Annotated in this window: 14 protein-coding genes; 10 read left to right on the plus strand and 4 right to left on the minus strand. The window is 65.8% G+C overall.

Annotation, left to right across the window (positions count from 1 at the left end; translation table 11 throughout):
• Window positions 1-15 precede the first annotated feature (15 nt).
• Both VIK36_RS19250 and VIK36_RS19255 read right to left on the minus strand, forming a co-directional pair.
• Window positions 16-705, minus strand: a complete 690-nt coding sequence (locus VIK36_RS19250; RefSeq protein ID WP_324643247.1) for an MBL fold metallo-hydrolase — start codon at window positions 703-705, stop codon at window positions 16-18.
• A gap of 111 nt (window positions 706-816) precedes the next feature.
• Entirely contained in the window at window positions 817-1,677 is an 861-nt protein-coding gene (locus VIK36_RS19255) for a hypothetical protein (protein WP_255173417.1), read from the minus strand.
• 193 nt (window positions 1,678-1,870) lie between these two features.
• On the opposite strand from VIK36_RS19255, the gene VIK36_RS19260 reads away from it, so the two are divergent.
• The 7 genes from VIK36_RS19260 to bcp all read left to right on the plus strand — a co-directional run bounded on the left by VIK36_RS19260 (window position 1,871) and on the right by bcp (window position 9,284).
• The gene (locus tag VIK36_RS19260; RefSeq protein ID WP_255173418.1) at window positions 1,871-2,671 is read left to right on the plus strand and encodes a hydroxypyruvate isomerase family protein; all 801 of its coding nucleotides are present in this window, start codon (window positions 1,871-1,873) and stop codon (window positions 2,669-2,671) included.
• Window positions 2,672-2,712: 41 nt separating this feature from the next.
• On the plus strand, window positions 2,713-3,591 hold the full coding sequence (locus tag VIK36_RS19265) for a 2-hydroxy-3-oxopropionate reductase (RefSeq protein WP_324643248.1): 879 nt from the start codon (window positions 2,713-2,715) through the stop codon (window positions 3,589-3,591).
• A 119-nt stretch (window positions 3,592-3,710) separates the two neighbouring features.
• Window positions 3,711-5,501: a glyoxylate carboligase gene (gene gcl, locus VIK36_RS19270; protein WP_324643249.1), complete on the plus strand. Its 1,791-nt coding sequence runs from the start codon at window positions 3,711-3,713 to the stop codon at window positions 5,499-5,501.
• Between the two features lie 2 nt (window positions 5,502-5,503).
• Window positions 5,504-6,697: a glycerate kinase gene (locus tag VIK36_RS19275; RefSeq protein ID WP_324643250.1), complete on the plus strand. Its 1,194-nt coding sequence runs from the start codon at window positions 5,504-5,506 to the stop codon at window positions 6,695-6,697.
• A complete protein-coding gene (allB, locus tag VIK36_RS19280) occupies window positions 6,690-8,033 on the plus strand; it encodes an allantoinase AllB (protein ID WP_324643251.1) in 1,344 nt (447 codons plus the stop codon). The genes VIK36_RS19275 and allB overlap by 8 nt, the downstream gene beginning before the upstream one ends.
• Window positions 8,034-8,042: 9 nt before the next feature.
• Window positions 8,043-8,723, plus strand: coding sequence for a winged helix-turn-helix domain-containing protein (locus tag VIK36_RS19285; RefSeq protein WP_324643252.1), 681 nt, complete (start codon window positions 8,043-8,045; stop codon window positions 8,721-8,723).
• Between the two features lie 81 nt (window positions 8,724-8,804).
• Window positions 8,805-9,284 (plus strand): thioredoxin-dependent thiol peroxidase, encoded by a 480-nt coding sequence (bcp, locus tag VIK36_RS19290; protein ID WP_255173424.1) that lies wholly within the window; start codon window positions 8,805-8,807, stop codon window positions 9,282-9,284.
• 65 nt (window positions 9,285-9,349) lie between these two features.
• Here the strand turns inward: bcp and VIK36_RS19295 are convergent, their stop codons facing one another.
• Complete coding sequence (locus VIK36_RS19295; protein ID WP_324643253.1) at window positions 9,350-10,738, minus strand: MFS transporter; 1,389 nt, start codon at window positions 10,736-10,738, stop codon at window positions 9,350-9,352.
• A 95-nt stretch (window positions 10,739-10,833) separates the two neighbouring features.
• Here VIK36_RS19295 and VIK36_RS19300 point away from each other — a divergent pair, with 95 nt between their 5' ends.
• Both VIK36_RS19300 and VIK36_RS19305 read left to right on the plus strand, forming a co-directional pair.
• Window positions 10,834-11,226 (plus strand): hypothetical protein, encoded by a 393-nt coding sequence (locus tag VIK36_RS19300; RefSeq protein WP_324643255.1) that lies wholly within the window; start codon window positions 10,834-10,836, stop codon window positions 11,224-11,226.
• A 9-nt stretch (window positions 11,227-11,235) separates the two neighbouring features.
• Window positions 11,236-11,820: a GNAT family N-acetyltransferase gene (locus VIK36_RS19305; protein ID WP_324643256.1), complete on the plus strand. Its 585-nt coding sequence runs from the start codon at window positions 11,236-11,238 to the stop codon at window positions 11,818-11,820.
• On the opposite strand, the gene VIK36_RS19310 is transcribed toward VIK36_RS19305, so the two are convergent.
• Entirely contained in the window at window positions 11,817-12,857 is a 1,041-nt protein-coding gene (locus VIK36_RS19310; protein ID WP_324645319.1) for a LacI family DNA-binding transcriptional regulator, read from the minus strand. The genes VIK36_RS19305 and VIK36_RS19310 overlap by 4 nt on opposite strands.
• A 313-nt stretch (window positions 12,858-13,170) precedes the next feature.
• On the opposite strand from VIK36_RS19310, the gene VIK36_RS19315 reads away from it, so the two are divergent.
• The gene (locus tag VIK36_RS19315) at window positions 13,171-14,391 is read left to right on the plus strand and encodes a sugar ABC transporter substrate-binding protein (protein WP_324643257.1); all 1,221 of its coding nucleotides are present in this window, start codon (window positions 13,171-13,173) and stop codon (window positions 14,389-14,391) included.
• Window positions 14,392-14,479 lie beyond the last annotated feature (88 nt).

The following is a 14,479-nucleotide window of genomic DNA, read 5'->3' on the forward strand; positions in this document are numbered from 1 at the left end:
TTCGGCGCCCGCTTTTCAGGGCTCACCGTGACCGGGCAGGAGCGTGGTGGCTCCTGTGGCGGCGACGGCGGCCAGCGATGCCAGCGCCTGCCCGGTGTCCTTGGTGGCCGCGGACGCGACGATCTGCGGCCCAGCCTTCCCCGTGTAGGGGTCCAGAGTCACCAGGGCATCTCCGGTCAGGAGGACACCGCGGTCCGGCAGGTGCAGGATGCAGTGCCCGTCGGTGTGGCCCGGAGTATGTACGACGTCGGGACGGCCCGTTAGCGCGTCCGCCACTCCAGTGCCCAGCGGCTGAGTGTCGGAGACACCTTTGACGGCCAGGGCACCCGCCGCCGCCATGCTGCCGAGGCGCGGCAGGGACCTGGGGTGGGTGAAGGGATAGAGGAAGCGGTTGCGCTGCGGCTTGTAGCGGTAGGGGTGGGCCGCGAGACGTGCGTCCCCCGCATGGACCAGCACGGGAATTCCCCACTGCCGGTGGGCACGGAGCGCGAAGCCGACGTGGTCAAAGTGGCCGTGGGTGAGGACCAGCGCTTTGACATCCTGGGGCCGCCGGTTCCGCTCCTCCAGGAGCTGCGTCAGCATCGGCCACATGCTCGGCAGGCCCGCGTCCACCAGGGTCACGCCGTGGTCGTCCTCAACCACGTAGCAGTTGACGTTGGCGTGGGTTATCAGGTGGACGCCGTCTGCGACGTTGGGGACGATCATGCCGGAACTCCGTTCGCGTGGGCAAAGAACTTTCGTTGCTGCACGAAAGGTGCTGCACCAAAGGAAAGTACCCAGCAATCCCGGACCTAAAGCTTCGACCGGCGATGCCCCTTAGGCAGCACGCGGCAACACCAGGAGGTAGCCGGCGGCCAGGCCGCTGCTCCAGCGCCGCGGCTCCCGCACCACGAACTGCGTGGCCAACTGCTCCGGCGTGAGCAGGGCATTGGGTGCCGGCGACGGGCCCCACTGGCCACTGCCGTAGGGGTAGAGCGGATCGAGGACGCGGATTCCGGTCACTGAAAAATCGGGGAACTGGCGTGGATCGCCCACCGATTCGAATCCGCTCATCACCCAGGCGTGGCGGCCGCTCCACATCACCAGGCCCACCGGCCTGCCCGTCTCCGTGATGGCACGCGCCGCCGTCCGCACCGCTTCCTCATAGCCGGGGATGCTCACCACGGCGTAGGGTCCCATTCCCGCCTCCGTCAGCACCTGCGCCCACCCGAAGGGGTTGGCGCCGTTGAACGAATCGGAGGAACGCGCCCTCGCCATCTCCCACAGTTCATTCTGCTGCGCGCGGTCAGCCCAGGTACCGCCCCCGGTGTCGTCAATCAGGTTGTGCGCCATCTGGATACTCGCGGCCACGCACCAGTCGAAGGTGTACTGCGGAACGAAGTCCCCCTCCCGGTACAGGTTGAGGGCAAAGGGCTCGGGCACCGGGGCGGGAGCGGGAGTACTGGCGGGAGCGGCCGCCGGGATCGGCGCCTGCGGAGGAGCGGGGGCGACGTCGGCCGCATCCGGCGCGGAGCTTGCCGAACCGGCCGCCGCGGTGGCCACCGTGGCGGTCGCCCCTGGCGAGGTGGCCGCGGATCGAGGCACGCCCTGCCCAGAGCCCATCCCGGACGTGCAGCCGGCAAGGAAGGCCATCACGGCAATGAGCCAGGCCAGAAGCCGGAGGCGGGCAGCGGTCATGATCGCTCCAGTCCATTTCACGTTGAGCGGGCGTACCTGCTACCAGTCTCCCGCCCGCGCCTCCCCTTGACTACCCCACCCCACCTTCCCTACACTTTTCATAAAGCAGAATCTAAATTCCACAAAGCGGAAACGGTGAAGATGCCGGCAGCAAGGGAAGATAGATCAAAGCCCCTCCTCGGAAGGACCTACGATGACGTACACAGTGAACTGCTCCATCCTCCTCACGGAGCTTCCCCTGCTCGAGCGCCCCGCCGCCGCCAAGGCAGCAGGCTTCGACGCCGTTGAGTTCTGGTGGCCCTTCGAAACCTCGGTCCCGGCGGACAGCGAGATCACCAGGTTCGAGAACGCCATCACGGACGCCGGGGTGCAGCTCACGGGGCTGAACTTCAACGCCGGCAACATGCCCGGGGGGGACCGCGGCCTGGTGTCCTGGAAGGGACGCTGCTCCGAGTTCAAGGACAACATCGACGTTGTTGCCGGCATCGGCGGGCGTCTGGGCTGCAAGGCCTTCAACGCCCTCTACGGCAACCGGCAGGACGAATTCACCCCCGAAGAGCAGGACGAGCTGGCCGTCAAGAACCTGGCGGCAGCAGCTGAAGGCGTTGCCCGCATCGGCGGCACCGTCCTCCTCGAACCGGTCAGCGGTGCACCCAAATACCCGCTCCTCACCGCCGACGACGCACTCAACGTCATCGCGCGCGTCAAGGAGGAAGCCGGCGTCGGGAACATCAAGCTCCTCGCCGACTTCTACCACCTGGCGGTCAACGGCGACGACGTCCAGGCAGTCATCGAGAACCACGCCAGGGACTTCGGCCACATCCAGATCGCCGACAACCCCGGCCGCGGCGCCCCCGGCACCGGCACCCTTCCGCTCGGCGAATGGATCGCCCGCAGCCGCGAACTCGGTTACGAGGGCTACATCGGCCTCGAATACAAGGAACCGAAGGAAACGGCCTTCAGCTGGGCCATCCGCGAGCACGCCAGCAACTGATTCCCACCGATTTACACAGACTTTCCAGAAAGAGAACCATCATGAGCAACGTTGCAGTCATCGGACTCGGAATCATGGGCCTGCCCATGGCCATCAACCTGGTCAAGGCCGGCCACGCCGTCACCGGCTTCAACCGCAGCCAGGACAAGATCGACAAGCTGGTCTCCGAAGGCGGCAAGGGCGCCTCGAGCATCGCTGACGCTGTTAAAGAGGCCGACGTCGTCATCACCATGGTGCCGGACTCCCCCGATGTCGAGGGTGTTGTCAGCGGCAAGGACGGCGTCTTCGCCAACGCCAGGCAGGGCGCCCTGTGGATCGACGCCTCCAGCATCCGCCCCGACGTCGCCAAGCGCCTGTCCGACGAAGCCCGCGAAGCCGGCATCCGCCCCCTCGACGCCCCGGTCTCCGGCGGCGAACAGGGCGCCATCGACGCCGTCCTGTCCATCATGGTGGGCGGCGACAAGGCAGACTTCGACGACGCGCAGGACGTCCTGAACGCCGTCGGCAAGACCATCGTTCACGTGGGGCCCTCCGGCTCCGGCCAAACCGTCAAAGCGGCCAACCAGCTGATCGTTGCCGTCAACATTGAAGTCCTCGGCGAAGCCATTGCGTTCCTTGAGGCCTACGGCGTGGACACCGACGCCGCCCTCAAGGTCCTCGGCGGCGGCCTGGCCGGCTCCAAGGTCCTGGACCAGAAGGGCCAGAAGATGCTGGACCGCAACTTCGACCCCGGCTTCCGCCTGGCCCTGCACCACAAGGACCTGGGCATCGTCACCGCCGCCGCCCGCGAAGCCAACGTCGCCATCCCGCTCGGTGCCGTGGCCGCCCAGCTCGTCGCCGCCACCGTCAACCAGGGTGACGGGGCACTGGACCACTCCGGACTCTTCAAGCAGGTCCTGCAACTCAGCGGCAGGAAGTAAGCACCCGCGCCAAAGGCGCCGAGGAAACACCAGCAGGGAACCCGCCGTCGTACACGAAAACGACGGCGGTTCCTCCACCACACCCAAAAACAGACTTTCAAGCTTTCAAGGAGCACCCCATGAGCAAGATGCGTACCGTTGATGCAGCGGTGGCCATCCTGGAAAAGGAAGGCGCCATCGAGGCGTTCGGCCTGCCAGGCGCCGCCATCAACCCCTTCTATTCCGCAATGCGCGCCCACGGCGGCATCCGGCACACGCTGGCACGCCACGTTGAGGGCGCCAGCCACATGGCCGACGGTTTCTCACGCGCCAAGGACGGCAACATCGGCATCTGCATCGGCACCTCCGGCCCTGCCGGCACCGACATGATCACCGGCCTCTACGCAGCCTGGGCAGACTCCATCCCCATGCTCTGCATCACCGGCCAGGCCCCGGTGGCCAAGCTGCACAAGGAAGACTTCCAGGCCGTGGACATCGAGTCCATCGCCAAGCCCGTCACCAAGATGGCTATGACCATCCTGGAGCCCGGCCAGGTTCCCGGTGCCTTCCAGAAGGCCTTCCAGCTGATGCGCTCCGGCCGCCCCGGTCCGGTGCTGCTGGACCTGCCCATCGACGTGCAGATGGCGGAAATCGAATTCGACATCGACACCTACGAGCCCCTCCCCGTTGAGAAGCCCAAAGCCTCCCGCAAGCAGCTGGAAAAAGCCCTGGACATGCTGCTCGCCGCCAAGCACCCGCTGATCGTGGCCGGCGGCGGCATCATCAACGCCGGCGCCTCCGCGGAACTGGTGGAACTGGCCGAGACCCTGAACGTTCCGGTCATCCCCACTCTGATGGGCTGGGGCACCATCCCGGACGACCACCAGCTCATGGCCGGCATGGTGGGCCTGCAGACCTCCCACCGTTACGGCAACGAGAACTACCTGCAGAGCGACTTCGTGATCGGCATCGGCAACCGCTGGGCCAACCGCCACACCGGCGGCCTGGAAACCTACACCGCCGGCCGGAAATTCGTGCACATCGACATCGAGCCCACGCAGATCGGCCGCGTGTTCTCGCCGGACCTGGGCATCGCGTCCGACGCCGGCGCGGCGCTGGCAGGGCTCGTTGAGCTCGCCAAGGAGCGCAAGGCGGCCGGGTCCCTGCCGGACTACAGCGCCTGGGTTGCCGAATGCCAGGACCGCAAAGCCTCCCTGCACCGCAAGACGCACTTCGAGAACATCCCCATCAAGCCGCAGCGCGTGTACGAGGAGATGAACAAGTCCTTCGGCCGCGACACCACCTACGTGTCCACCATCGGCCTGTCCCAGATTGCCGGCGCCCAGATGCTGCACGTCTTCGGCCCGCGCAAGTGGATCAACGCCGGCCAGGCCGGCCCCCTGGGCTGGACTGCCCCGGCAGCCCTCGGCGTCGCCCGTTCCAACCCGGACCAGACCGTGGTGGCCCTCTCCGGCGACTACGACTTCCAATTCATGATCGAGGAACTGGCCGTGGGCGCACAGTTCAACCTGCCGTACATCCACGTGGTGGTGAACAACTCCTACCTGGGCCTGATCCGCCAGTCCCAGCGCGGGTTCAACATGGAACAGAACGTGTCCCTGGCGTTCGAGAACATCAACAGCTCGCACCGGTCCGAGGACACCCGCGGCTACGGCGTGGACCACCTGAAGGTGGCCGAGGGCCTGGGCTGCAAGGCCGTCCGCGTGGAGGACCCCAGCGATCTCGCCGCCGCATTCGACAAGGCCAAGGCCCTCATGGGCGAGTTCCAGGTTCCCGTGGTGGTGGAAGTGATCCTGGAAAAGGTCACCAACATCTCCATGGGTGTGGAAATCAACGCCGTGAACGAGTTCGAGGAACTGGCGGAATCCGCCGCCGACGCTCCCACCGCCATCCTGGCACTGCAGGCCTAACCATGCGCATCGTGATCGCCCCGGACAAGTTCAAGGGATCGCTGTCAGCCCCGGAGGTGTGCAGCCATCTGGAAAAGGGCCTGCAGCGCGGGGCCGGCGGCAACCTTGACGTGGTCCGGATTCCGGTGGCCGACGGCGGCGAGGGCACCCTCGATGCCGCCGTCGGCTCCGGTTTCACCCGCCGCACGGCAACGGTCGCCGGGCCAACCGGACAGCCAGTGGAAGCGGACTTCGCGGTCCGCGGGCACGAGGCCGTCATCGAAATGGCGACGGCGTCCGGGCTGGCCCTGGTGCCAAGCGTCCGGAATGGCGGCCGCCCGGACTCAACGTCTGCCGCCACGGCCAGCAGCCTGGGCACGGGCCAGCTCATCCGGGCTGCGCTGGACGCCGGTTGCCGGCGGATCATGCTGGGCGTGGGCGGCAGTGCCAATACCGACGGCGGCGCAGGGCTCCTGCAGGGGCTCGGCGCCAGGTTCCTGGACAACAGGAACAACGAACTTCCCCCGGGCGGGGCTGCGCTGGCCAACCTGCACAGCATCGACTTCACCGATTTCGAGCCCCGCCTGGTGGACACCCGCTTTGTGCTGGCATCCGACGTGGACAACCCGCTGCTCGGCGCCCAGGGCGCCGCGGCGGTGTTTGGTCCGCAAAAGGGCGCCGCACCACAAGACGTCGGCATGCTCGACGCCGCCCTGGCCAGGTTTGTCGAAGTCCTGGCCAGGGAAATCGGATTCCGCGCCGTCAAGGCTGCCGAGGCTCCCGGAGCCGGAGCAGCCGGCGGCGTGGGCTACGCCGCCATCGCCGTCCTGGCTGCAACACGGCGGCCAGGCATCGACGTCGTCCTGGAATTCACCGGGCTGGCGGACCGCCTGGCGGGCGCCGACCTGGTGATCACCGGCGAAGGCAGCCTGGACGAACAAAGCCTGCTGGGCAAGACACCCATGGGCGTTGCCCGCGCCGCGGCGGCGCAGGGGGTTCCGGTCATCGCCGTCTGCGGCCGGACCACCCTGGACCAGGACCAGGCAGCGGCTGCCGGGTTCGAGGATGTCTACGCTTTGACGGCGCTCGAAACCGATGTAAACAGGTGCATAGCAGAGGCAGGACCGCTGCTGGAGCAGCTGGGCACCCAGATCAGTGCGGGGTTGGCGGCCGACAGGACCGCCGCCGCAAGTACCAAGGAGGACCTCCGTGTCTGAAGAACGTTTTGACCTCGTCATCCGGGGCCGGCGCATCCTGACCACCGCAGGCATCGCCCCGCGTGAGGTGGGCGTGCGCAACGGGAAGATCGTGGCCATTGAGCCGCTGGGCAACGGCCTGGCGGGCACTGAGGTCATCGAACTGGCCGACGACGAAACCCTGCTGCCCGGCCTGGTGGACACCCACGTCCACGTCAACGAGCCCGGCCGCACCGAATGGGAAGGCTTCGCCTCCGCCACCCGCGCAGCTGCGGCCGGCGGCGTGACCACCATCATCGACATGCCGCTGAACTCCGTCCCGCCCACCACCACCGTGGAAAACCTCAAGCTCAAGCGCGAGGTGGCCGAGGACCAGGCCTTCATCGACGTCGGGTTCTGGGGCGGCGCCATCCCGGGCAACAAGGCGGACCTCCGTCCCCTGCATGACGAAGGCGTTTTCGGTTTCAAGTGCTTCCTCCTGCACTCCGGCGTGGACGAGTTCCCGCACCTGGACGCGGACGAGATGGAAGATGACATGGCCGAGCTGAAGTCCTTCGACTCGCTCATGATCGTCCATGCCGAGGACTCGCACGCCATCGACCGTGCACCCCACCCCGGCGGCGACCACTACGAGACCTTCCTGGCCTCCCGCCCCCGTGGCGCCGAGAACAAGGCCATCGCCGAGGTCATCGAACGCGCCCGCTGGACCGGGGCCCGTGCACACATCCTGCACCTGTCGTCGTCGGACGCCCTGCCCATGATTGCCAGCGCAAAGCGCGACGGCGTCAAGCTCACCGTGGAGACGTGCCCCCACTATCTGACGCTGATGGCGGAGGAAATCCCGGACGGTGCCACCGCCTACAAGTGCTGCCCGCCCATCCGGGAAGCCTCCAACCGCGAGCTGCTGTGGCAGGGCCTGCAGGACGGCACCATCGACTGCATCGTCTCGGACCACTCCCCGTCCACCCTGGACCTCAAGGACCTGGAGAACGGCGACTTCGCCGTGGCCTGGGGCGGCGTCTCATCCCTGCAGCTGGGACTGTCCCTGATCTGGAGCGAGGCCCGGCACCGCGGCATCCCGCTGGAACAGGTGGTGTCCTGGATGGCGGAGAAGCCTGCCAGCCTGGCCCGGCTCACCAACAAGGGCCAGCTCGCTTTGGGCTACGACGCCGACTTCGCCGTGTTCGCCCCGGACGAGGCGTTCGTGGTGGACGTGTCCAAGCTCAAGCACAAGAACCCCATCACGCCATACGACGGCAAGGCCCTGTCCGGCGTGGTCCGCAAGACCTTCCTCCGCGGCGCCGTAGTGGACGGCCAGACCCCCACGGGCAAGCTGATCCGCCGCGGCGGCGTATAAGGGCCCGCCATGGCAGTGGAAGCCCACCATCCGCGGACGGCGGTCCCGCATCCGCTTCCGCACGGCGTTCCGCACGGGGTTCCGCCCAGGCGCGCCACCGCCCACGGACTGGCCGTCTGGGTGGTCCCGGCCGAAGGGACCAGCCCGGATATCCTGCGCCACGCCGCCCAAATGGTCCTTGCCAGGGCCCTCGAAACTGCTCCGGAGGCGGAAGTCCATTGGCCTGCCGCCGGAGCCCCCACGTCCGGGGTCTCCGCCAATGCGGAAGGAGCCGCAGCCGACTCCTCTCGCGTTCCTTCCACGGCGGAGAACCCCGGCGCAACCGCGGCCGACGGCGGCACCCGCCTGCCGCCGTCGGCCGGCCCCGTGAGCAGGGTCGCCGTGGACCTCGCCGCCGACTCCGTCCTGCTGGACGGGAGGCCGGTGGCGTTGACCGGCGTCGAATACAAGGTGCTGCGCTACCTGGTGACGCACCTGTCCCGCACGGTAGGCCGCGAAGAACTGCAGGAGTTCCTGGAATCGCTGGATTTTCCCGGCGCCACCGCACGTTCCATCGATGTCTACGTGGGCAGGATCCGCAAGAAGCTGGGCAATGCCCGCCATGCCGTGGCCACTGTCCGCGGCGGCGGCTACCAGTTTGTGCCGGGCCCGCACGCAGCCGTTCGGGGTCCGGCGGAATACTGCATATGACGCGCTGGTTTGTATCAGTAAGCGGTGACCCGCTTCACTTGATGTTTGGCCATCACTGACCGAGTCTTACAAAGGAACGCCATGAGCCCCACCCTGACCACCAAGCTTCAGCCCGGCACCCCGGCTCCTGATTTCACCCTCCGGGACGCCCAGGGCCGCGAGACCTCTCTGGCCGAATACCGTGGAAAGAACGTCATTGTCTACTTCTACCCGAAGGCCGCAACCCCCGGTTGCACCACCGAGGCCTGCGACTTCCGCGACAGCCTGGCCTCCCTGCAGGGCAAGGGCTATGAGGTAGTGGGCATCTCCCCCGACGCCCAGGAAGCCCTGTCCGGCTTCAGCGGCGACTTCTCCCTCACCTTCCCCCTCCTCTCCGACCCCGACCACGCCGTTGCTCTGGCCTACGGCGCCTGGGGCGAAAAGCTGGTCCACGGCGAAATCCACGAAGGCATCGTCCGCTCCACGGTTGTGGTGGACCCTGAAGGAAACGTCACCCTGGCCCAGTACCAGGTACAGGCCGACGGCCACGTCGCCCGCCTCAAGGAAGCCCTGGGACTCTAAGAACCCATCACTTCCTGGAGCATTTCCGCGGACGCCCCGGCACCTGGTGCCGGGGCGTCCGGTGTTTAATGCGCAGTTTCTGCCGCCACCTGCGCATAGGACGCCGACACCCGGCGGTAGACCGGGGTCAGGAAGGCCAGCAGTGCCGCCACGATCATGATGATCCCGGCCACCAGGAACACCAAGGCGATGCCGCGCGAGGTGCCCTCACCCAGCAGCGGTGCCAGGAACGCGGCGCCGTCCGCGGACCGCGCATACGGGATGATCCAGAACTGGGCGATGGGCGCGACGAGGAACGCCGTGACGGGGGCCGCGGCGGACTCAAAGGCCATGGCGAACCCGAAGACACGCCCCTGCCGTTCCAGCGGCACCACCCGTTGGATCACGGTTTGTTCTGCCGCCTCCACGAACGGGACCAGCACCAGGTACAGCCAGATCCCCAGGATGTAGAGCCACGCCCACTCCCGCAGCGTGAAGACCGCGCCGAGTACGCCCATGGCCGCCACTGCGATCAGGAGGGTGCGCAAGGGGTTGGCGCCAAGCCCGAACTTACCGATCACGGCACCGCCAAGGATGAATCCCGTGGAACCAACCGCAAAGACCGCACCCCACATCTCCACCGAAAACATTTCCAGCCCGTACGGGTCCATCAGCGCCATGTAGACACCGCCGATGAAGTTGTTGAACGTTGAAAACAGGATCAGCGCGAACAGGCCCGATATCGCCAGCACTGCCGTAAACGAGCCCCGAAGGTCGAATCCACCGTGGGCGTCCGATGCCGCCGCACGCAGCTCCTCGGGCATCCGGAGGGTCAGCAGGTGTGCCGCAGCCAACGCCGTGAGCACCAGCGCGACGGCGATGGTCCAGCCCATGCCCAGCAACCCGATGGACAGCCCGGACAGCAGGGAGGTGACGATGAACATCAGGCCCTGCACCATCCCCACCAGCCCGTTGGCATTCGCCCGCCGTTCCGGTTCGATGAGGATGGTCACTGTGGTGGATAGGGCGATGTTCCGCAGGTTCTCCACCACGGCGCCGACCAGGATGATCAGGGTGAAAATCCAGAACCATGGCTGCCCCAGGTCCAGCAGGGACGGGGCAGGCGTGAGCAGGAACATCACCCCTGACAGCACGAACATCACCAGGGTGAATCCGGCGGCGAAGCGCATCACTGCGAGCTTGCGGTAACGGTCCACGAACGTGCCGAAGCTGATGCTGGACAGCGCAATCAACAGCATGTAAGCGCCACCCACCACGCCCGTGGCGATCACGTTTCGCGTCTCCAGGTACAGCCAGAACGTCAGGGCGAACCACAGGTAGCTGGTGGTGATGTTGGCCAGTGCCGTGTTGACCAGGATTTCGGCGAAGGTGCGGGAGCGCTCAGCCGGCGTTCGCAGGGAGGCGGCAAGGGTATCCGGATCCGCGGCAGCACTGCCCGGTTCCTGCTGGGTCATGCGTCCCAGTGTAGTGAGGGGCACCAGGAGCCAACAGGGTGGAAACTGGGCTGATGGGGTGACAATCAGTTCCGCGGGATGAGGAAGGGATGGTCATGGACAGCGAAACGGACAAGGAAATACCTGCAGCCGGGACGGACCCCCGCCTGGCGCTGCTGCTGGCCTCGATCTTTGAGGCAGGCGATGACGCAACAGTGGAGCTCACCGTGGTGGTTGATGGAGCCGTGATCTCCGGATCGGTTGTGTCGGAGCACGCGTGGACGCAGCGGCAAAATGACCAGGTCCGGATCGGGAGCTGGGCCATCGCCGGAGTTCTCGACGCCTATGGGTCCCCAGCGGGCGAGGCCGGCACGGAAGCCCAGCCGGGGTACCTCCACTTCCTGGCACCGGTGCTGCTCTCAGGGGGAAACAGGGTTCCGCTGCAGGCCACCCGGGTTGACCTGCGCAGGGTCGCCGCCTGGAGCATTGGCCGGATTCCCGGCGACTAGGATCGCACCATGGCCATTGAGGTGCGCCCGGCAACCAGCTTCGAGGACGTCAAAATACTCGTAGGGCCCAAACGGCCCGACGCCACCGTCTGTTGGTGCCTGAGCTACCGGATTCCCTCGAAGCAGAACGTGTCATTGCGGGGCGAAGAGCGCGCGGAGCTGGTCAGGCAGCTGGTGGCGCAGGATCCGCCGCCAGGCGTGGTGGCGTACGACGGCGGCGAACCGGTCGGGTGGGCAGCGGTGCACCCGCGTGCGGACACCAGTTTCGCCCGGAACCGCAGAATCCCGCACGTGGATGACCGGGACGCCTGGTCTGTCTGGTGCTTGCGCGTCCGTCCCGGCCACCGGGGCAGGGGAATCTCGCACCATCTGCTGGCCGGCGCCGTCGCCCTGGCCCGCGATTATGGGGCTCCCGTGGTGGAGGGCTATCCCGTGGACAACGGCGGCCACAAGGTGGACCTCACCATGGCTTATGTGGGAACCCGCAGGCTGTTCGAGGATGCAGGCTTCACCAAGGCGGCAGACACAACCTCGGTGCTCAACGGCTTTCCCCGGGTGCTGATGCGTCTGGAGCTCATAACCAGCCGCTCCTAGTCGGCTACCTCCTGCGCCATGAACTTCTCCCGGTTCCGGGCAGGGCCCGTCGACTGTCCCTCTTCGAACGAGCATTTCACCAGTGCATGCTGCATTGGAGCGCCCCGCTCCTCGAGTTGGTCAATGAGCGTTTCCACTCCCATCCTGCCAAGCTCGGTACTGGGCAGGCTCATCACGGTAAGCCGCGGGTCCGTCGTCTCGGCAACGGCGGGCGACGCCCCGATCAACAGAACCGATACATCCGCGGGTACCTCGAGATCTTGCTTCAACAGCCCGTTGATCAGGCCGAAGGAAGCGTTGTCGTTCATCAAGATGATCGCCGTTGTATCCGGTGCGGCGGCAAGCAGGCGTTCAACGACGGCCTGGCCTGAAATTGGCGAGTTCTCGCAAGACAGATGAGCGGATCGGTGTCCGCGCCGCTGCATTTCCGCAGCGAAGGTTTCCCTGGTCCGGACCAGGGGCCCGTAACCGGTGAGGGCATACTCAACGTCGGCGCTGTCCACGAGGCAAAAGGAGCGGTGGCCCAGCCCCTCCAAGTATGAAACCGCGTCGACCACGGCGTTTTCGAAGTCGACGTCCACGTACGGCACGCTCTCGGGGTTCCGGACGCGCCCAATCAGGGCAAACGGCATGGTGGAACTTTGAAGGCACTCCACCCGGGGATCGTCCAACTGCACCTCCATGAGCAGGACACCGTCTATGAACCCGCTTGAGATGAGCTCCTCTATCTGCTCCGCCTCGTTGCTGATGGGCCACAGGACCAGGTTGTAGCCAAGCTCGCGAGCCCTTTGCGTCGCGCTGGTGAAGAACTTGACCGCAGTCTCCGTGAGTCGCCGCTGCAGCGCCGGGTACAGCAACGCGATAATTCGAGTCCGTTTGCTGGCCAGGGCGCGGCCCAGGGCGTTGCGGCGGTAGTCGAGTTGGCGCATGGCATCCTCGACGCGGGCCTTGGTGGCAGGCGTCACCGGCTTGCTGCCATTGATGACGAAGGACACAGTGGCGACGGAGACGTTCGCCAGCCTCGCAACGTCTCTCATTGTTGGCACTGGTGCCCCTCCTCTGGTTGTCCGGCGGGCCTTAGCCCCCTTTAGTAAACCGGTTAAATTTTTCCTTGACAAGGTTTCTTTCGGGCATGCAGAGTGGTTCCCAACAAACCCCTTCACCTTTAGGGAATAGAAACGACAGCAGTGGTTAAGCGGTTAAACGCGGATACCGGCATTCCAGGCAGCAACGGTCCACCCTTGGCCCCTGCTTGTTTGGGCACGTACCAAAAACCCATTCCCCCAGGACGGCTGCGTGAAAAGTTAGGCCGTCTTCAGTGGCACCACCTAAGCAAAGGAGCTTTTGACTATGAAACCCAAAGGGAGAATTAAGGCAGCTTTGGCGATGGCAGCGGTCCTGCCATTGACGTTCACCGCCTGTTCGGGCGGGACATCGAACGCCGGGCAGGACGTCAAAACGCTCACAGTGCTGGACAGTTACAACAACGAACCGGACAAGAGCATCCTCCAGGACTCCATCGACAAGTGCGCGGCCCAAGTTGGGGTGACGATCGAACGCACCACCGTGCCGGGCAAGGACAGAATGCAGACTGTGCTTCAGCGCTCGTCCTCAAAGACGCTGCCCGACGTGCTGATGCTCGACAACCCGGAAGTGAAGGACGTCGCAGCAACAGGTGCTCTCGCACCTTTGGGGGACTTCAATGTGGATACCTCACCTTTCGCCGGTAACAGCCTGGATGCCGTCACCCAGGACGGACAGGTTTACGGCCTGCCCCTGCCAGCCGACACGTTGGGGCTCTTTTACAACAAAGAGGTCCTCGCAGCGGCAGGCGTGCAGCCGCCCAAAACGTGGGACGAGCTGAAGGCGGCCGCTGCCAAACTGACCACGGGCGACCGGTACGGACTGGCGCTTTCCGCAGCAGCGACCTACGAAGGGTCGTGGCAGTTCCTGCCCTTCATGTGGACGAATGGCGGAGACGAGACAAAGCTGGACTCGCCTGAGGTGAAGGAAGCCCTTCAGCTCTACGTCGATCTTGTCAACAGCGGCTCTGTATCCAAGAGCATCGTCAACTGGACCCAGGCTGACGTAAAGGACCAGTTTGTGGCGGGCAAGGCGGCCATGATGATCAACGGGCCGTGGCAGATCCCCGCACTTGCCAAAGCACCCCAGGTGCAGTGGGACTCCGTCCAGATCCCGATAAACAAGCCGGGCCAGACACCCACCGCCCCGTTGGGCGGCATGGTGTGGACAGTGCCCAGGACCGGAGACGAAGCCAAGGAGAAAAAGGCAGCCGAGTTCGTGGCATGCACCGGCAGCGAAGACAGCCAGATGTCGCTGGGCAAGGCACGCAATACGGTACCCGTGCGCGCCGGCCTGCAAGAAAAATACATCCAGGAAGTTCCGGCCATGAAGTCCTTTACCGAGCAGGTTGAAAATGCCAGGGCTCGGACCGGCAAGCTCGGCGCGGAATGGCCGAAAGCGGCCACCACCATCTACACCGCGGTTCAACTTGCGCTGACAGGCGGCGCGTCTGTCGATGAAGCGTTCGCGCGGGCAGCAGCGGGCTAAGCCGTGACCGCGTGCTGGCCGGGTTGTTTTCGATCGCTGAACCGGAAGGTCCGGTAAATTACATGCCAACCATTGAGCGTTCGCCGCT

The organism is Pseudarthrobacter sp. LT1 (assembly GCF_035621795.1).
Classification (GTDB): Bacteria; Actinomycetota; Actinomycetes; order Actinomycetales; family Micrococcaceae; genus Arthrobacter.